The sequence below is a fragment of the Azospirillum sp. A29 genome, from assembly GCF_042604625.1.
In the GTDB taxonomy this organism is placed as follows: domain Bacteria; phylum Pseudomonadota; class Alphaproteobacteria; order Azospirillales; family Azospirillaceae; genus Azospirillum; species Azospirillum palustre.
On sequence record NZ_CP170469.1, the window covers coordinates 87363 to 105272 of the forward strand.

Genomic DNA, 17910 nt, shown 5'->3' on the forward strand with positions numbered 1-17910 from the left:
CTGGACAACAAGAACCGAGGAAACGCGCCATGTCATCCATCTCCACCACCGCCACCGGCTTGCCGCTGCTGCTTCCCGATCTGTTGCCGGCCACGGCGGCGGCGCTCGACGCGGTGGCGCGACTGGCCCAGGCGGCCGAGCGCGGCGTCGCGGCGCTGGTGGCGCCGGATGGCCGTGTGGATGCGGCGGCGCTCGACCGCCATCAGGTGGCGGCGCATGGCTTCGCCTGGGTCGCGACCTATGCCGAGGCGCTTCGCCAGATGCGCGGCTGGGCGGAGCGGCTGGACCATGCCGGCCGGCTGGGCGAACTGGAAGCGGCCATGCTCCAGGCGGCGTTCGGCGAGTATCTGGCCCAGCTCGACGGCGGTCTGGCGATGAGCCAGGGCGAAATCGTCCGTCCGGCCGATTTCGGGCTGGGCGAGGCGGAGCGGGACGCCTTCCGCACCGAGGCGGTGCGCCGGCTGATCGCCGCCGGCAACGCGTCGGCCCTGCGGCTGCGCATCGCCGAGCTGCTGACCGATGCGCTGCATGGCGGCGGCTTCGGCGACGCGGCCCTGGAGGACGAGGCGCTGGACATGGTCCGCGACCAGTTCCGCCGCTTCGTCGCCGACGCAGTGGAGCCGCATGCCCATGACTGGCATCTGAAGGACGAGTTGATCCCGCTTCCCGTCATCGAGCGGATGGCGGACATGGGGGTGTTCGGCCTGACCGTGCCGGAGGAGGACGGCGGGCTGGGCATGGGCAAGCTCGCCATGTGCGTGGTGACGGAGGAGCTGTCGCGCGGGTACATCGGCGTCGGCTCGCTCGGCACCCGCGCGGAGATCGCGGCCGAACTGATCCGCATGGGCGGCACCGCCGAACAGCGGGCGCGCTGGCTGCCGCGCATCGCATCGGGCGAGATCCTGCCGACCGCCGTGTTCACCGAGCCCAACACCGGCTCCGACCTGGGCAGCCTGCGCACCCGCGCGGTGCTGGACGGCGACCTCTATCGCGTCACCGGGGCGAAGACCTGGATCACCCATGGCAGCCGGTCGGACCTGATGACGCTGCTGGTGCGCACCGATCCGGACGCCCCCGGCTATCGCGGCCTGTCGATGCTGCTGGCCGAGAAGCCGCGCGGCACCGAGGCGGACCCCTTCCCGGCCGAGGGGATGAGCGGCGGCGAGATCCCGGTGCTGGGCTATCGCGGCATGAAGGAATACGAGATCGGTTTCGACGGCTTTGCCGTTCCCCGCGAAAACTTGCTGGGCGGTGTCGAGGGCCAGGGCTTCAAGCAGTTGATGGCGACCTTCGAATCCGCCCGCGTGCAGACCGCCGCCCGCGCCGTCGGCGTGGCGCAGAACGCGATGGAACTTGGCCTGCGCTATGCCCAGGACCGCGTCCAGTTCGGCCGTCCGCTCGCCGCCTTCCCACGCGTCGCCGGCAAACTGGCCTGGATGGCGGTGGAAACGATGATCGCCCGCCAGTTGACCTATTTCGCCGCGCGGGAGAAGGACGGCGACCGCCGCTGCGACATCGAAGCCGGCATGGCGAAACTGCTGGCCGCGCGCGTCGCCTGGTCGAACGCCGACAACTCGGTGCAGATCCATGGCGGCAACGGATACGCCGTCGAGTATCCGGTCAGCCGGGTGCTGTGCGACGCCCGTATCCTGAACATCTTCGAAGGAGCGGCGGAAATCCAGGCCCAGGTCGTCGCCCGCGGTCTGCTGTCGCGCCGCAATTGAGGAGTGCCGGCCGGGCGGAACTGACCTGTCGCGACCACGCTTGTATCATACCGGCGTATTCGCTATCGGACGGGGAGGACTGAAAGGACAAGGCCGCCCGCGATGGAACTTCTGGAACTGCGCTATTTCGTTCAGGTGGCTGACCTTGGCAGCTTCTCCAAGGCCTCGGTCAAGCTGGGCATCACGCAGCCGGCGCTGAGCCGGCAGGTCCAGAAGCTGGAGCACGAGCTGCGCACGAGCCTGTTCTACCGTCACGGCCGCGGCGTCTCGCTGACCCAGCAGGGGCGCAAGCTCTACGACGTGGTGCGCCACCTGCTGGGCGCGCTCAGCGAGATCAAGGAGGAGATCCAGGACCAGTCGGAACGGCTGACCGGGACCGTCACGCTGGGGCTGCCGCCGTCGATCTGCGCCACGCTGGGTGCTCCGCTGGCCCGCCGCTTCCACGAGAACTATCCCGACGCGACCCTGCGCATCCACGAGGTGTTCAGCGGCACGCTGCTGGAATGGGTGGAAGGCGGGCGGCTGGACCTCGCCGTCCTCTACGACGCGCGGCGCGGACGCAGCATGCTGTCGTCTCCCCTGCTGGTGGAAAGTCTGCAACTGGTCCAATCGGCCAAGGACGCAGCGGCCGGCGACGACGGGCCGGTCGGGGTCGAGATGCTGGCCGACCTGCATTTCGTGCTGCCCGGCCTGGAAAACGGCCTGCGCCGGGTGGTGGATGCGGCGGTGCGCCGGGCCGACATCGATCTTCAGGTCGATATGGAGATCGACTCCGTCACCGCCATCAAGCAGTTGGTGGAGGAGGGGATGGGATCGACCATCCTTCCCTTCGGTGCCGTCCACCGCGAGGTGCGCCAGGGCCGGCTGATCGCGCGCGAGATCGCGTCGAAGGACATGCATGCCATGCTGGTCACCGCGACGCCGCTGCATCAGCCGGTGTCGAAGGCGACCCGTGCCCTGCTGCGGCTGATCCATGTCGAAGTCGTCAAATGCGTCGCCAACGGCGTGCTGAAGGGCAAGGTCGTCGCGCCCGGCAGTGCGGGGGAGGACAGCGCGCCTTGATGGAGGCTCTTGAAGGCGACCGGGGCCGTACTCCGCCCCGATATGCTTTGGCCGCTGATAGCAGTTATGACGGATGGTCCATAGCACGGCCGGTTTGGCGCGGATAGCTTCCCCCCATCACCACATAATTCCCTGGGGAAGGAACCGAGAATGACGAAGCGCCTGGACGGCAAGGTTGCCCTGGTCACCGGGGCGGCGCAGGGCCTGGGCCTTGCGATGGCCGAAACCTTCGTGCGCGAGGGTGCCCGCGTGGCGGTCGTCGACATCAACGGCGACGCCGCCCATGCGGTGGCGGAGCGGCTGGGCGATGCCGCCATCGGCATCAAAGCCAACGTGACCAGGACCGCCGATGTCGAGATGACCATCGCCGCGACGGTCGAGAAATTCGGGCGCCTCGACATCCTGGTGAACAACGCCGGCTCCACCCACGCCAACGGCCCGTTCGAAAACGTGACCGAAGAGGAGTTCGACCGCGTCTTCGCCCTGAACGTCAAGTCGATCTACCTCTATTCCAAGGCGGTGGTCGCGACGATGCGGGCGCAGAAATCCGGCGTGATCCTCAATCTCGGCTCCACCGCCGGGCTGCGCCCGCGTCCGGGCCTGGTCTGGTACAACGCCACGAAGGGCGCGGTGCACAACATCACCCAGTCGCTGGCGCTGGAACTGGCGCCCGACAACATCCGCGTCTGTGCGCTGGCGCCGGTCGCCACCGAAACGCCGCTGCTCGCCACCTTCATGGGCGGCGACACCCCGGAAAAGCGGGCGCGCATGCTGGGCATCGTTCCGCTCGGCCGCCTGGGCCAGCCCGCCGACGTCGCCAACGCCGCGCTGTATCTCGCTTCCGACGAGGCGGCCTTCATCACCGGCGTGGTGCTGGAGATCGACGGCGGCCGCTGCGTCTGAGGACGGGCCGTGCAAGGCCGGGGTTGCGTCCGCGCCCCGGCCTGACCGAACCCTGCCGCCCCTCTGCATCCACCCCCGAGCGGAATCCGTCCCCCATGTCCTCGCTCCTTACCGATCTGCGCATCGTCGAAATCTCGGCCTTCGTCGCGGCTCCGCTGGGCGGCATGACCCTGGCCCAGCTGGGTGCGGAGGTGATCCGCATCGACCCCATCGGCGGCAACATCGATTACCGCCGCTGGCCGCTGGCGCCCAACGGTACCAGCCTCTACTGGACGGCGCTGAACAAGGCGAAGCGGTCGGTCACCCTGGCGCTCGACAAGCCGGAGGGGCGGGAGATCGCCCAGGCCATCATCACCGCGTCGGGCGAGGATGCCGGCTTTCTGCTGACCAACCTGCCGGCCAGCGGCTGGATGGGCTATGAGGCGCTGTCCGCCAGGCGCGACGACCTGATTATGCTGCGGCTGACCGGCAATCCGGACGGATCGGCCGCGGTGGACTACACCGTCAATTGCGCCGGCGGATTCCCGATGGCGACCGGCAGGGGAGGGGAGCCGGTGAACCATGTCCTGCCGGCCTGGGACGTGGCGGCCGGCCTCTATCTCGCCACCGGGCTGCTGGCGGCCGACCGGCAGCGGCGCCGCACCGGCCGGGGGCAGGAGGTGACGGTGGCGCTGGCCGACGTGATGCTGGCGACCGTCGGCAACCTCGGCTACCTCGCCGACGTCCGGGTGAACGGCGCCGTGCGTCCGCCGATGGGCAACGACCTGTACGGCGCCTATGGCCGCGACTTCGCCACCGCCGATGGGCGGCGCGCGATGGTCGTCGCCATTTCCAACCGCCAGTGGAAGGCGCTCGGCAAGGCGACCGGGCTGGCCGACAGGCTGGCGATGATCGGCCCGCTGATGGGCGTGGACATGGATGACGAAGGCGGGCGCTTCCAGGCCCGCGATGCGATCTCCGCCATGCTCGCCCCCTGGTTCGCCGCGCGCACGCTGTCAGAGGTGGAAAGTGCGTTCGCCGGCTCGGGCGTGCTGTGGGGGCCCTACCGCGATTTCGGCCAGCTCGTCGCCGAGGATGCGCGCTGCTCCACCGCCAACCCGCTTTTCCGCGAAATCGACCAGCCCGGCGTCGGGCCGCTGCTGGTTCCCGGATCGCCGCTCGGCTTTCCCGGCATGGGCGAGCGCACCGACCATCGTCCGGCCCCCCGTCTGGGGCAGGACACCGACGCGGTGCTGGCCGATCTGCTGGGGCTGCCGTCGGCGGAGATCGGCCGCCTTCACGATGCCGGCATCGTCGGATAGGTCGGATAGGGCGATCTGGCGGATCCCGTCCGGCGAGGCCGGAACGGTTCACTCGGCAAGGCGCGGCCCCGCAGTCGTTCCGATCGTCAGGGTCGCGGACATGCCGACACGGATGCGTTGTTTCTGCGCGTCGGACAGGGGCGGCAGCGCCACGCGCACGGCGAAGGATGCGCCGGTGGACGCCCCCCCGTCACCGGCCGTCGCCTGCTGCGCGACCCAGGCGACCCGTCCGGACAACCGACTGTCTGGAAAGGCTTCGCCGGTCACGTCGACCGGCTGACCGACGCGCAGGCTGTTGACGTCCATCTCGTCGACCTGCGCCGCGACCGCCAGGCTGTCCATCTCGGCAATCAGGAACAGGCTTTGGTTTTGGGACAGCCCGGCCCCGACCTCGACCGCAGCGACGCCGGGCGTATTGGCCGAAGAGGCGGTCGGCGCCTTCATGACCATGCCGGAGGCCGGAGCCCTCACCACCGCACGCTCCACTTGCCGGCGCAGATCCTCGACCTTCGCCAGGGCGCCCGCATGCTCCAGTTCAGCCATGCGGACGGCGTCGCGCCCGCCCCTCTTCACGGTGGTGGCCAGCTCCTCTTCCGCCGCCTGACGGTTGAGCGCCTGTGCTTCGGCCTGCCTGAGCAGATCCTCATACTCCTGCCGCGGAATGATGCCCTGGGCGATCAGGGGCTTGGCATCCTGCACGCGGCGTTGCGCCTGCTCGGCCTCCCGCCGCGCGGCGGCCAGTTGACGCTGCGCACGCGCCATCTCCGTGCCGGTCGCCCAGTTCCTGACCTCGTCCAGATGCTGCGCGGTCTTGAGACGGGCAGCCTCCGCGTCGCGCGCGCGCATATCCATATCGAAGCCGTCGATGACCAGCAGGACCTGACCGGCTTCGACCCGCTGGCCATACTCGAACCGCTTTTCCTTCACCGATCCGGCGAAGGGGGCCACCACCGCCACCGTGCGGCCCGGTTCGACCGTTCCGGCCACGGACAGGACCGGAAGCTGCCCGGCAATCTCCGGTTCAACCTCCCGAGGCGTCGGCGCGGCCCTGTCGGCCGGAACGCGGCTTGCCGACAGCATTGCCTGCGCATCCTCGAACCGGGACGGGCCGCTCAGGACGAGGCCGGCGCACAGGGCGCCGCCGCAGAACCACACCAGCCTGTCCAGGGCCCGCCGCCGCGATCCGCCGGCCGCCGGTCGCGGTGCCTGTACGCTCATCGACCCGCTCCTTGCATTCCTCTCGACCGCATCGGCGTTCACTCCCCGCGCAACGCCGCGACCGGCTCCAGGCGGGACGCCTGCATCGCCGGGTAAAGCCCGAAGAACAGCCCCACCCCGCTGGACATGCCGAGCCCCAGCGGCAGAGACGGGACGGACGGCGCGAACGCCCACCCCGCATTCCATGCATAGACCGCCGCCGCCGCGAGGCCCAGGAGGGCGCCCGCCATCCCACCGCTGAGCGAGAGGGCCAGCGCTTCGGCCAGAAACATCGCGCAGACATCGATGGGCCGGGCGCCCAGGGCCATGCGCAAGCCGATTTCGCGCCGCCGCTCGACCACGCCCATCAGCATCACATTCATCACGCCGACCCCGCCGACAATCAGCGACACGCCGCCGATGGCGGCCAGCAGCAGGGTGTGAACCCGCGCCTGATCGCTCATGGCGACGATCAGCTGGCGAGCGCTCTGCACCATGACCGGGCGGGGATGAGCGCCGCTGGAGAAATGGCCGGTCATCGATTGCCGCACGTCCTGATCGGCGGCACCGGGCATCTTGCGGACCACGAGGTTGGTGATGTCGCTGTTGGCCGACACCCGCCGCGCGCCGGACAGGGGCACGAAGGCCGTGCTGTCGACATCCAGCGGCAACACCGGGTTCGGCGTGCTGCCGACGAGAACGCCCACCACCGTGTGGTTGTATCCCCCCATCCGCAGCAGGCTGCCTGGCACCGGGGGGTGGCCGTCTTCCGCCAGTCGGCGGGCCAGCACGGCCCCGAGGACGACGACGGTCGCGGCGCGGTCCCCCTCGGTCAGCGTCCGGCCCTGTGCGGCTTTGGCCTGGACCAGCGCAAAGAATTCCGGCGTGACGCCGGCGACGGCGCTGGGCAGGCGGGTGCGCCCCTGGCGGATCTCCACCCCCAGCATCGCCAGCGGCGCGACCTCCTCGACGCCGGGAAGCGCCCGCAGCCGGTCGACATCGGCACGGGTCATGGCCGCCGGCCGGCCGGACAGGCTGAAATCCTTCTGGACCGTCAGGATGTCCGCCCCCATGGCGAGGAACTGGCGCATGGAGTGTTCCTTGGCATTCTCGCCGATGGAGATCAGGGCGACCACGGCCGCCGTTCCGATGGCGATGCCGAGCAGGGCCAGGAGCGAGCGCTGCCGCATCGCCCCGAGGTTGCGCAACGCGTCCGCCGCCAGCGCCCGCCACCGGCGCCCGCCGCTTTCCCCGTCATCCATCGGCCTCACGGGCCCGACGCGCCTCATGGGACGGCCCCGGACGCCGCGCTGTCCAGCCGTCCGTCCCGCATCACCAATTGACGCCCGCAACGCGCCGCGATGGCGGGATCATGGGTGACGAGCGCCACGGTCACCCCGAGATCGGCGTTCAGGGCGAAGAACAGGTCGATGATCTGGCGCGCGGTGGCGCTGTCCAGATTTCCCGTCGGCTCGTCGGCCAGCAGCAGGGCGGGATCGCCGACCACCGCGCGGGCAACGGCGACGCGCTGGCGCTGGCCCCCCGACATCTCCTCCGGCCGGTGATGCAGCCGGTCGCCCAGCCCGACCCGCTCCAGCATCGCCGCCGCACGGTCGCGGCCCAGGCGCGGCGGCACGCCGCGGTACAGGAACGGCAGGGCGACATTCTCCAGCGCCGTCAGCCTGGGCAGCAGATGGAAGGACTGGAAGACGAAGCCGATGCGGCGGTTGCGCAGGGCCGCCAGCCGGTCCGCCGAGGCCGCCCCGACCTCCTCCCCCTCGAAGCGGAGCCGTCCGGAATCCGGACGGTCCAGCAGCCCCATCAGCGAGAGAAGCGTCGATTTTCCCGACCCCGAAGACCCGACGATGGCGCAGACCTCGCCCTGCCGGATGTCCAGCGACACGTCGCGCAGCACCTGCACCGCGCCTGCCGCGCGGCCGTGGCTCTTATGCACGCCGTCGAGAGCGAGGATGGTCATGCGGCACCTCACGGACCGGCGGCGGGCGTGTTGGCGGGCGACACCAGCCGGAGGGAGACCCCCGCCTCACCGGTGGGGCGGGCGTAGGCCGCCAGCGGCAGGCCGTCGGTGGAAGCCGCCAGTGCCGGCGGCGCGATGTCCGGCGCCGCGACGGGGGGAAGCGCGATCTCGGGCGGCGCGCAGCAGCCGGCCGCCAGCGTGCACAGCAGCGCCGGGAGCAGTGCCGGCCTCGGCCGGAAAATGAGGATGGGGGAGCGCATCATGGCGGCGGATCGTTCAGCTGGATGCCCCAGGTGTCGATGGTGGTGCCGACCTGCAGGTCCAGCAGGACGAGCGCATCGAGATAGGCCACCAGCGCCGCCAGCTCGCCGCTTTCGGCGGAGCGCAGCTGGTCTTGGAACGACACGACCTGGAAATTGCTCGACCGTCCGGCGCGCAGCTTGGCCATCTCGCCGGCCAGCGTCCGTTCGCCCAGTTCCCGCACCTGCCGGCTGAGCGTGTATTGACGCCACATGGCGTCGACCGTCCGCACCCCGTCGCGCACCTGCTGATCGACCTGGGCGCGCAGCTGTTCCAGCACGACCTCGTTCTGCCGCAGGCCGACGCTGGCCTGGACCTCCTGCTGTTTCAGGGACAGGTCGTTGATGGGGATGTTGAGCTGAAGCCCGGCCCGCAGGTCGGTCTTGGTGGCGGGCAGCTTTTCCGATGCCCGCCAGCCGCTGCGCCCGGCCCCCGGCACGCTCACCCCGGCGACCACCGAAACATCCCACAGCCGTTGATTGCGGGCGACATCCAGCCCGATGCGCGCGCTTTCGATGGCGATCAGCTGCGACAGGTAATCCGGGCGGTTGTCGAAGGCCAGCGCCCTCACCTCGTTCACGTCGATCCGCACCGGCTTCGCCGTCAGCCGGTCGGCGGGAACGATCCGCGTGTCGAGATCGAGCGCCAGCAGCGCCAGCAGTGCGAGCCGCGCGGCATCGAACGCGCTTTGCGCCTGCAACAGCGCCAGTTCCTGGGCCGCCGTCGTCGCCTGGGCCTGGAACAGTTCGACCGCGGCCATCCGTCCGGCGGCGATCAGGGCGCGATTGGTCGCCTCCAGATCGCGGGCGCGTTGCAGGGCGCCGTCGGCCAGGGCGATCTGCTGGCGGGTTTGAACGAACTGGTGATAGGCGCGGGCGATGTCGGTCACGGTGTTGGCGACCGCGGTCTTCAGGCGAAGCCGGTTGTAGCGCTCCTGCAACCGCGCGATGCGCACCGGGGCCATCGTGGTGTCGTAGCCGGCGCTCTTCAGCAGCGGTTGGATGACCGACAGGGTGAGCGCCGACTCCCCCCGCGACAGCCCGTCGTTCGGTTGCCGCCGGCTGCTCTGCCGCAGGTCCCAGCCGAACGCGATAACGGTTCCCAGCGGCGTCAGCGTTTGCACCGTCGGCGTCAGGTCGATGGCGACCCCGCGGCTGCCGCCGGTGCGGTCGGCATCGACGGTGGACAGCAGATTTCCGCGGGGGGTGAAGGCGGATTCCGCGACATGCAGGTTGTAGGCGTCGAGAACCCGTTGCAGATAGGCCGTCCGGACCCCGTTATTCCGCCGCAGCCCGAGATAGACCGCCTCAGGCAGGGTCAGGCGCAGCTCGGGACCGGTTGCCGGCGGCGGCGGTCCGGAGCCATCATGGGCATAGCGGGGTTGCGGAGCCATCTGCGCGTGTGCGCCCTCCGCACCGCCAACGGCGGTTCCCAGAGCCAGGGCGACCGCCATGCAGCGTATGATCGCAGGACATGCGTTCATGGCACTCGGAACCGCCACAGAGACACCTTTGACACAACCATAACTGTCCATATCATACGCAATGTGCCATGGACAGGAAAAGGGCGGGCGGCACGGGCGACGATGCCGATCCTCGCCACCTGTGTCGGGCCTTGGATGCGGACATCCGTCCTGCCGGCTGGCTTCTTCCCTCCGGTGGGGCCGTGTTCAGGTCTTCAGATCGACAGGCTTGTACGAGGGCGGAGGCGACGCTTTGTCTGCGGTCTGGGCGGAGGATTTGTCGGTGGCAGGATCGGTGAGGGAGGAAGCCAGCCAATGCGCAGGGCCATTCGCCTCCGATCGGTCGCGCCCGGTCACGCCCTTCAGCAACCTTTCGGCCAGTTGCGCCGCATCCTCGCTCCGCGCCTTCATGCGGTCGAGCCGCGTACCGCTACCAGACGCCGGAGAGGACGCATCGCCTTTCTCCCCACGCAACTCTCTCTGCTGAGCTTCGTAGGCCGCTTTGGATTCCTTTATGACTTGAACGAATTTTTCGTATTGTTCTGGCGGAAAGTTTTCTTTTACATATTTAATCTCTTCTTCTTCTGTCATTTTCCCAGATTTTGTGCCAACTGAGTCATTCATCTTACTTACGGTCGATACAAACTCATCGATATCATCTCCACTGTCGGCGACGTTACTGCCACCTTCGCCGCCACCAATTTGGACGCCTTTATCTGTTGTCTCTAGGCGATAGGATAAGGCATAGCCAGACTTTCCATTCAAATCAGTTCCAAAATCTGATGTGATATTTACAGAAATCTCGCCATCGGCAGACCTGAAGTCTGCTTTGAATCCCGCGACGCTTCCGGTTTCCTCGATTTTTTTCTTGGCAGCAGCGGCGGTATTTTCCATGAATTTCTTCAAAGCGGAACCGCCCGCAAGCGTGACGTTGGGGCCGTTGTAATCCGTGATCGCTCCAGCCATTTTCGGCACTCCGTCAGCGGGATGACTGGCGGGCATCACAAATGGATGCCCGCCATTGCATGTTACTGGATCGTGAACTTCACGTTACCCGAGCAGGTGGGAGAGGGCTGCTGGCTCACCACCACATTGTTGCAACTCCAAGAGCCCACTCCAAGCTTCGTCGAGAAACTTGTCAACGTCCCGCAGAGCGGGCCGTTCTTGACCTGCTGCCCCGGCCGCGACCACGAGAAGCTGCAAGACTTCCCGCCCCCCGACACGGTCAGAACGCCGCTGTCCGGCTGACCGGAGGAAAAGCTGGACATGCCCGTTCCCGAGCTGCCGTTGTTGATCGAGCTCGGCAGGCCGATGCTGGTCCCCGACACCGTGACAGTTTGGCCGGAAAGGTTCTGTACGACGACGCCGGTGGTTCCCGCCAAAGCCGGCATGGCGAACAGCAGGGAGGCCGCAAAGCCCATTGCTCCGGCAAATTTGACTGACATTAAAATGTCCTCCAGTTTTTTGGTCTCAACGCCCGAAACCTCCCGGTATGGTGGTCTCTTTGGTGGATGACAACACCTATATAGCGCAATTCAATGTCGAAAGACAGTGCATGACGGTAGAAAAATAGAATCCAATAAATCCTTAGATAGCAAAATTAGTATTTCTGCTCCCGTCCTCCGCAGGGTCTGTTGCAAGGTTTGCCGGCAGGCACGGGATGATGGTTACGGGCATCCCGTGAGGTCCGACACCAATTGGCTTCCTCCAGCGTCCAGCCATTCCGCCGCCTGCCGGCAGACCTTGCAACAGAGCCGGAACGCGTCCCCGGACGTCGGTATTGTGCTTGCGGGACGAAGGACGCTGCCCTCCCGGCACAGGCCCGGACGCCTCCGGCACGGCCATGGTCTCACCGTTTCGTCGCCATCTCGCTTTGGGCCGCCGTTGCCTATGCAGACTGCGACGCCGAATCCGGGTAATGTCCGCCCAGCGTCTCCGACAGGCGGCTGCCGGCGGCCAGCAGCAGGGGCGCCATCACCGCCACCCGCTCCCCGGTGAAGCGGGTCAGCGGTCCCGACAGGGTCAACGCGCCGACCAGCCCGTCCCGTTGTGAAAAGACCGGCACGGCGGCGGCCCCGGTCTCGGACTCGCGCTCGCCGAAGGAGAGCAGAGGCAAGGCGGCGAAGTCAGCCGCCGATCCCTGCCCGGCGAAGCGGGTGAGCACATGGCCGGCGGCACCCCGGTCCAGAGGCAGGCGGTCGCCTTCATGAACGTGATCGCGGATCGCCTGCGTCGAATCCTCGCGGAAGGCGCAGATGCGCCACGCCCCTTCGCGCCGGAAGAAGGAGGCGCTTTCCCCGCTCTCCCGCATCAGCTGGCGCAGCACCGGCCGGACATGGTCCTCCAGCCGCAGCGAGCGCTGGTAGAGCCCCCCCAGCCGCATCAGCTCCGGGCCGAGCCGGTAGGACTTGTCCTGGTGGCGGACGAGGTAGCCGGCCCTTTCCAGCGACACGGTCAGCCGCAGGATGGTGCTCTTGTAGAGCCCGGTTCGTGCCGCGATCTCGGTCAGGCTCAATGCATGATCGCCCGCCTGAAAGCAGCCGACGATGCTCAATGCCCGGTCGACGGACTCAACTCCCCCGGCGGATGCGGCGGTCGTGGTCGGCTTCGCATCGGTCATGTCGCACCCTTCATTGGCAGCTTCGGCGTGCATTCTTCCTCGACACCGCCATCGGCCGTCAAGGACGGCCCGAACAAGTCCCAGCCGTGAGAAAAGTGCGGGGGCAAATGGTTCAGGCTTGACGCAATTTGCCTTCGTATGTTCTCTTAGATGAAACATGGTTCTATCTAACAGAACTTCTGCGAGGCGAAGGGTGGAACGCTACAAGCTGTTCATCGACGGGGACTGGTGCGATCCGGTTTCCAACGAGTGGTTCGAGACGACGGAGCCCTTTTCGGGGCGGGCCTGGGCGGAGATCCCGCGCGGCACGCAGGCCGATGCCGACCGCGCGGTGGAGGCGGCGCACCGCGCCTTCCTGTCGCCGGATTGGGCCGGACTGACGGCGACCCAGCGCGGCGCGCTGCTGCGCCGGCTGGCCGGGCTGATCGAGGACAATGTCGACCGGCTGGGCGCCATCGAGCAGCGCGACAACGGCAAGCTGATGGCCGAGGTCAGCGGGCAGGTGCGGAACGTCGCCCAATGGTTCCATTACTATGCCGGGCTGGCCGACAAGGTTCAGGGCGCCGTCGTGCCGATCAACAAGGCCGACGTCTTCAACTATGTGAAGTACGAGCCGCTCGGCGTCGTCGTCGCCATCACCCCGTGGAATTCGCCGCTGGCGCTGACCACCTGGAAGATGGCTCCGGCGCTGGCGGCCGGGAACACCATGGTCATCAAGCCGTCGGAATACACCTCCGCCTCCATCCTGGAGCTGGCGAAGCTGGCGCATGAGGCGGGCTTCCCGCGCGGCGTCGTCAACGTCGTCACCGGCTTCGGCGGGGAAGTGGGCGAGCCGCTGGTGCGCCATCCCCTGACCGCCAAGATCGCCTTCACCGGCGGCGACATCGGCGGTCAGCGTGTCAACGAGGCCGCGGCGCCGGGCCTGAAGAAGGTGACGCTGGAACTGGGCGGCAAGTCGCCGAACATCGTCTTCGACGACGCCGACCTCGACCAGGCGGTGAAGGGCGCCATCTCCGGCGTGTTCGGCGCCTCGGGCCAGACCTGCATGGCCGGTTCGCGCCTGCTGGTCCAGAAGACCATCCACGACGCCTTCGTGGGCAAGCTGGTCGCGGCGGCGGGCGAGGCGCGCATCGGCGACCCGTCCAGCATGGACACGCAGATCGGCCCCATCGCCACCCGTCCGCAATGGGAGAAGATCCTGCGGATGATCGACATGGCGAAGCAGGAAGGCGCGGTCTGCGCGCTCGGCGGCCATGCCCTGTCGGGGCCGGACTACGGCCAGGGGCAGTTCGTGGCGCCGACCATCTTCACCCAGGTGCGCAACGACATGCGCATTGCCCAGGAGGAGGTGTTCGGCCCGGTCCTCTGCGTCATCCCCTTCGAGGACGAGGACGATGCGCTGCGCATCGCCAACGACGTCGAGTTCGGCCTGGCGGCCGGCGTGTGGACCCGCGACCTGCACCGCGCGATGTACTGCGTCGACCGGCTGCGCGCGGGGACGGTGTGGGTGAACAATTACCGCTCGACCAGCTTCACCACGCCCTTCGGCGGCTACAAGCGCTCCGGCCTCGGCCGTGAAGGGGGCGTGGAGGCGATCAAGGAGTATCTCCAGACCAAGTCCGTCTGGATCACCACGCAACCCAACCGCGCCAACCCCTTCGTGCTCGGCTGAGGCCGGGCCCGCGGGGCGAGTCCTCCGGGAGCATTCCCATGTCCGAAATTCCCATGTCCGAAGCGACCATCGACAGCGCCGCCGGCTGGTGGCGGACGTCGATCATCGACATCCATCCGGGTTCGATCCGAGTGCGCGGCTATGCCATAGAGGAGCTGATCGGCACGATCGGCTTCCCCGACATGGTCTGGCTGATGCTGCGCGGCGAATTGCCCACACCGGCGCAGGGCCGGTTGCTGGGGGCCGCGCTGGTGGCGGCGGTGGATCACGGGCCGCAGGCGCCATCCATCGCCACCGCCCGCATGGCCGCCACCTGCGGCGTCGGGCTGAACAACGCCATGGCGTCCGGCATCAACGCGCTGGGCGACGTCCATGGCGGTGCCGGCCAGCAATGCATGGACCTCTACGCCGCCGTCGCCGCCTGCATGAGCGAAGGCATGTCCGTGGCCGGGGCGGCGGATGAGGAAATCGCCGCCCGGCTGGAGCGGCGCGAGCATATCCCCGGCTTCGGCCACCGCTTCCATCCCGTCGATCCGCGCGCCGGCCGGCTGCTGGCCCTGGTGGAGGCGGCGACGGGGGAGGGGGCCGTGACGGGAGAGGCCGCCGCCATCGGCCGCGCGGTCGAGGATGCGCTGGCCGCGCGCAAGGGCAGGCGGCTTCCGATGAACATCGACGGCGCCACCGCCGTGGTGTTCGCCGAACTCGGTTTCCCGTCCGGGCTCGGGCGCGGGCTGTTCGTGCTGTCGCGCTCGGTCGGCATCATGGCCCACGCCTGGGAGCAGTCGCAGCAGGGCGGCCGCATCAAGGGGCCGATGCCGCCGTCCATCCCCTACCGCTATGACGGGGCGTCGCCGCGTCCGGTTCCAGGAGACGGAGCATGACCGACCGATCCCCCGCCGACTCCCCCGCCGGATCTTTTGCCAAGCCGCTCCCCCTGGCCGGCGTCAAGGTCGTCGATTTCGGCCATACGGTGATGGGGCCGTCCTGCGCCATGATCCTCGCCGACCTCGGCGCCGATGTGGTGAAGGTCGAACCGGTGCCCAACGGCGAGCCGACCCGCCATCTGAAGGGCTTCGGGACCGGCTATTTCGGCTATTTCAACCGCAACAAACGCTCCATCGCCGTCGATTTGAAGACGCCGGAGGGCCGCGACATCGCGCATCGTCTCGTTGCCGAGGCCGACGTGCTGGTGGAGAATTTCGCCCCCGGCACGATGGAGCGGCTGGGGCTGGGCGCCGACGCGCTGGCCCGCATCAATCCGCGCCTGATCTATGCCAGCCTGAAGGGATTCCTCGACGGCCCCTATGCCGGCCGCCTCGCGCTCGACGAGGTGGTGCAGATGATGACCGGGCTCGCCTACATGACCGGGCCGAGCGGCCGGCCGCTGCGCGCCGGCACCTCGGTCGTGGACATCACCGGCGGCATGTTCGCCGTCATCGCCATCCTTGTGGCGTTGCGCGAGCGGGAACGCATCGGCAAGGGCCAGACCGTCGAGACCGCCCTGTTCGAAACCACGGTGTTCCTGATGGGGCAGCATCTCTGCTACGCCGCCCAGGCGGACGGGCCGATCCCGCCGATGCCGGAGCGGGTGTCGGCCTGGGCGGTCTACGAGACCTTCCGCACCGCCGACGGGCGGCCGATCTTCGTCGGCATCACCACCGACAGCCATTGGGAGCGCTTCTGCGCCGTCATCGACCGGCCGGACCTGCGCGACGATCCCGCGTTCCGCACCAACAACGACCGCATCGCCGCCCGGCCGCGCCTGCTGCCGCTGCTGACGGCGCTGTTCGGCAGCCTGTCGATGGAGGAGGCGGTGTCGGTGTGCGAGCGTGCCCGCATTCCCTTCGCGCCCATCGCCCGGCCGGAGGATCTGTTCGAGGATCCGCATCTGCGGGCCACCGGTGGGCTGATGCCGACCACCCTGCCGAACGGGGTCCGGACCGCCCTGCCGCGGCTGCCGATCCATGTGGCGGACACCGATCTCACGATCCGCCGCGACCCGCCGCGCGTCGGACAGGACACGTGCGCGGTGCTGGCCGAACTCGGCTACGGTCCGGCGGCGATCGAGCAGCTGACGGGGGCCGGAATCGTTGTGGCCGATCACGAACCCGACGGCAACCGGCAGCGCCTTGCCGGATGATGCGGGACAGGTCTGGAGACGAAAGAAATGACGGAGGAAACACGGATGTCTGAGCACCCCATCGGCGATTTGGCCATCAGCGATCTGGTCATCGTCGGCTGCGGCATCGCCGGGCTTTCGGCAGCGGTGACGGCGTTGCAGGCCGGCCTGTCGGTCACCCTGCTGGAGCGGGCGCCCGAGGAGGATTTCGGCGGCAATTCGCGCTGGACCGAAGCCTATATGCGGATGAAGAATGATTCGGAGATCTCCGACGATTTCGAGGAGCATTTCGCCGCCAATGCCGGGCTGAACATCGATCCCAACGTGCTGGCCGCCGCGGCCGAACCGTACGAGCATTGGCCGGACTATGTGAAGGCCCACCCCTTCCCCGATCCGGAAGTGATCTCCCGCTTCGCCGAGCGGGTGCCGCCGACCATTGCCTGGCTGAAGGGTTTCGGCCTGCGGTTCGAACCGCAGCCGATCTATCTGCTGACCCAGAACACCCAGCGCATCGCGGCGCAGGGCGGCGGTCTCGCCCTGATCGAACGCCTGATGGCGGAGGCGAAGGCGCTGGGCGCCCGCGTGCTCTACCGCACCACGGCGCTCGACCTGCTGCGCGACGACCGGGGCCGCATCGGCGGCGTTTACGCCACCGGGACGGACGGGCTGCGCGTCGCCATCCGCGGCCGGTCGACGATCCTGGCGTCGGGCGGCTACCAGGGCAACCCGGAGATGATGACCCGCTACATGGGCCAGCGCGCCAAACATGTGCGGCCGGTGGCGCGCGGCGGCTACTACAATCGTGGCGAGGGCATCCGCATGGCGCTCGACGCCGGGGCGGCGGCGGCCGGCGATTTCGGATCCTATCACGCCGAGCCGGTCGACCCGCGGTCGCGCCAGCCGGAAGCGGTGATCTTCATCTGGCCCTATGGCGTGCTGGTCAACAAGCGCGGCGAACGCTTCCTCGACGAGGCTCCGGGCACCGCCGACGCCACCTACGACCACATCACCCGCATCGTCGCCGACCAGCCCGACGGGATCGCCTATGTGCTGTTCGACGATCAGGTGGGGGACGTCCCGCGCTGGCGCACCAGCATCCGCAGCGACGTGCCGGCCATCGAGGCGCCGACGCTCGACGCGCTGGTCGAAAAGCTGGGCCTGCCGCTGGACGCCACGCTGGAGACGGTCGCCGCCTACAACGCTGCCTGCCCCGCCGACTTGGCCCGCTTCGACCCGACGCGGGTCGACGGTCTGGCGACCGCCGGCCTGACCCCGGCCAAGACCAACTGGGCCCGCCCGCTGACCAAGGGTCCGTTCCGCGCCTTCCCCATCGTCTCGGCCAATTGCTTCACCTTCGGCGGGTTGAAGGTGGATGCCGATGCCCGCGTGCTGGACGGCAACGGCCGGCCGATGCCGGGACTCTATGCGGCGGGCGAGACGGTCGGCCTCTATCACCAGGTCTATACCGGCTCGACCTCGGTCCTGCGCGGCGCGGTGTTCGGCCGGCTGGCCGCCCAGCATGCGGCGGCCTCCGGCGACGCCGTTGACCATCCATAACGCTGGCAATCCATA

The 17910-nt window shown here is 68.5% G+C and carries 16 protein-coding genes; 8 read left to right on the plus strand and 8 right to left on the minus strand.

The features are described 5' to 3' along the window. Positions 1–29: 29 nt before the first annotated feature. From ABNQ38_RS34500 to ABNQ38_RS34515, 4 genes are all read left to right on the plus strand, one after another. On the plus strand, positions 30–1724 hold the full coding sequence (locus tag ABNQ38_RS34500) for an acyl-CoA dehydrogenase family protein (RefSeq protein WP_377811378.1): 1695 nt from the start codon (positions 30–32) through the stop codon (positions 1722–1724). A gap of 102 nt (positions 1725–1826) precedes the next feature. Further along, entirely contained in the window at positions 1827–2786 is a 960-nt protein-coding gene (locus tag ABNQ38_RS34505; RefSeq protein WP_377811379.1) for a LysR substrate-binding domain-containing protein, read from the plus strand. Between the two features lie 150 nt (positions 2787–2936). Then, complete coding sequence (locus tag ABNQ38_RS34510) at positions 2937–3689, plus strand: glucose 1-dehydrogenase (protein WP_377811380.1); 753 nt, start codon at positions 2937–2939, stop codon at positions 3687–3689. A 95-nt stretch (positions 3690–3784) separates the two neighbouring features. Next, a complete protein-coding gene (locus ABNQ38_RS34515; RefSeq protein WP_377811381.1) occupies positions 3785–4990 on the plus strand; it encodes a CoA transferase in 1206 nt (401 codons plus the stop codon). Positions 4991–5038: 48 nt separating this feature from the next. Here the strand turns inward: ABNQ38_RS34515 and ABNQ38_RS34520 are convergent, their stop codons facing one another. The 8 genes from ABNQ38_RS34520 to ABNQ38_RS34555 all read right to left on the minus strand — a co-directional run bounded on the left by ABNQ38_RS34520 (position 5039) and on the right by ABNQ38_RS34555 (position 12547). After that, positions 5039–6208 carry an HlyD family secretion protein gene (locus ABNQ38_RS34520; RefSeq protein ID WP_377811382.1) on the minus strand — a complete coding sequence of 390 codons (1170 nt, stop codon included), beginning with the start codon at positions 6206–6208 and terminating at the stop codon, positions 5039–5041. 38 nt (positions 6209–6246) lie between these two features. Beyond that, positions 6247–7449, minus strand: coding sequence for an ABC transporter permease (locus ABNQ38_RS34525; protein ID WP_377811383.1), 1203 nt, complete (start codon positions 7447–7449; stop codon positions 6247–6249). A gap of 23 nt (positions 7450–7472) precedes the next feature. Then, positions 7473–8165: an ABC transporter ATP-binding protein gene (locus tag ABNQ38_RS34530; RefSeq protein ID WP_377811384.1), complete on the minus strand. Its 693-nt coding sequence runs from the start codon at positions 8163–8165 to the stop codon at positions 7473–7475. A gap of 8 nt (positions 8166–8173) precedes the next feature. Next, positions 8174–8428, minus strand: coding sequence for a hypothetical protein (locus ABNQ38_RS34535; RefSeq protein ID WP_377811385.1), 255 nt, complete (start codon positions 8426–8428; stop codon positions 8174–8176). Then, on the minus strand, positions 8425–9858 hold the full coding sequence (locus ABNQ38_RS34540; protein ID WP_377811386.1) for a TolC family protein: 1434 nt from the start codon (positions 9856–9858) through the stop codon (positions 8425–8427). Before ABNQ38_RS34540 ends, ABNQ38_RS34535 begins: the two co-directional genes overlap by 4 nt. A gap of 276 nt (positions 9859–10134) precedes the next feature. Next, on the minus strand, positions 10135–10893 hold the full coding sequence (locus ABNQ38_RS34545; RefSeq protein WP_377811387.1) for a hypothetical protein: 759 nt from the start codon (positions 10891–10893) through the stop codon (positions 10135–10137). A gap of 62 nt (positions 10894–10955) precedes the next feature. Further along, positions 10956–11372: a hypothetical protein gene (locus tag ABNQ38_RS34550; RefSeq protein WP_377811388.1), complete on the minus strand. Its 417-nt coding sequence runs from the start codon at positions 11370–11372 to the stop codon at positions 10956–10958. Between the two features lie 443 nt (positions 11373–11815). Next, entirely contained in the window at positions 11816–12547 is a 732-nt protein-coding gene (locus ABNQ38_RS34555) for an IclR family transcriptional regulator (protein WP_161957952.1), read from the minus strand. A 193-nt stretch (positions 12548–12740) separates the two neighbouring features. Here ABNQ38_RS34555 and ABNQ38_RS34560 point away from each other — a divergent pair, with 193 nt between their 5' ends. The 4 genes from ABNQ38_RS34560 to ABNQ38_RS34575 are packed head-to-tail and all read left to right on the plus strand — an operon-like array spanning position 12741 to position 17895. After that, on the plus strand, positions 12741–14219 hold the full coding sequence (locus ABNQ38_RS34560) for an aldehyde dehydrogenase (RefSeq protein WP_377811389.1): 1479 nt from the start codon (positions 12741–12743) through the stop codon (positions 14217–14219). A 38-nt stretch (positions 14220–14257) separates the two neighbouring features. Further along, on the plus strand, positions 14258–15100 hold the full coding sequence (locus ABNQ38_RS34565; RefSeq protein WP_377811390.1) for a citryl-CoA lyase: 843 nt from the start codon (positions 14258–14260) through the stop codon (positions 15098–15100). Next, a complete protein-coding gene (locus ABNQ38_RS34570) occupies positions 15097–16359 on the plus strand; it encodes a CaiB/BaiF CoA transferase family protein (protein ID WP_377811391.1) in 1263 nt (420 codons plus the stop codon). The genes ABNQ38_RS34565 and ABNQ38_RS34570 overlap by 4 nt, the downstream gene beginning before the upstream one ends. A gap of 45 nt (positions 16360–16404) precedes the next feature. Next, entirely contained in the window at positions 16405–17895 is a 1491-nt protein-coding gene (locus tag ABNQ38_RS34575; protein ID WP_377811392.1) for an FAD-dependent oxidoreductase, read from the plus strand. Positions 17896–17910: the final 15 nt, after the last annotated feature.

Bases quoted from the DNA above. Each gene is read 5' to 3' on its own strand.
- ABNQ38_RS34535 (WP_377811385.1), bottom strand. From the start codon at position 8,428: ATGATGCGCTCCCCCATCCTCATTTTCCGGCCGAGGCCGGCACTGCTC.
- ABNQ38_RS34515 (WP_377811381.1), top strand. From the start codon at position 3,785: ATGTCCTCGCTCCTTACCGATCTGCGCATCGTCGAAATCTCGGCCTTC.
- ABNQ38_RS34565 (WP_377811390.1), top strand. From the start codon at position 14,258: ATGTCCGAAATTCCCATGTCCGAAGCGACCATCGACAGCGCCGCCGGC.
- ABNQ38_RS34570 (WP_377811391.1), top strand. From the start codon at position 15,097: ATGACCGACCGATCCCCCGCCGACTCCCCCGCCGGATCTTTTGCCAAG.
- ABNQ38_RS34555 (WP_161957952.1), bottom strand. From the start codon at position 12,547: ATGACCGATGCGAAGCCGACCACGACCGCCGCATCCGCCGGGGGAGTT.
- ABNQ38_RS34510 (WP_377811380.1), top strand. From the start codon at position 2,937: ATGACGAAGCGCCTGGACGGCAAGGTTGCCCTGGTCACCGGGGCGGCG.
- ABNQ38_RS34550 (WP_377811388.1), bottom strand. From the start codon at position 11,372: ATGTCAGTCAAATTTGCCGGAGCAATGGGCTTTGCGGCCTCCCTGCTG.
- ABNQ38_RS34525 (WP_377811383.1), bottom strand. From the start codon at position 7,449: ATGGATGACGGGGAAAGCGGCGGGCGCCGGTGGCGGGCGCTGGCGGCG.
- ABNQ38_RS34530 (WP_377811384.1), bottom strand. From the start codon at position 8,165: ATGACCATCCTCGCTCTCGACGGCGTGCATAAGAGCCACGGCCGCGCG.
- ABNQ38_RS34540 (WP_377811386.1), bottom strand. From the start codon at position 9,858: ATGGCTCCGCAACCCCGCTATGCCCATGATGGCTCCGGACCGCCGCCG.
- ABNQ38_RS34500 (WP_377811378.1), top strand. From the start codon at position 30: ATGTCATCCATCTCCACCACCGCCACCGGCTTGCCGCTGCTGCTTCCC.
- ABNQ38_RS34545 (WP_377811387.1), bottom strand. From the start codon at position 10,893: ATGGCTGGAGCGATCACGGATTACAACGGCCCCAACGTCACGCTTGCG.
- ABNQ38_RS34520 (WP_377811382.1), bottom strand. From the start codon at position 6,208: ATGAGCGTACAGGCACCGCGACCGGCGGCCGGCGGATCGCGGCGGCGG.
- ABNQ38_RS34505 (WP_377811379.1), top strand. From the start codon at position 1,827: ATGGAACTTCTGGAACTGCGCTATTTCGTTCAGGTGGCTGACCTTGGC.
- ABNQ38_RS34575 (WP_377811392.1), top strand. From the start codon at position 16,405: ATGTCTGAGCACCCCATCGGCGATTTGGCCATCAGCGATCTGGTCATC.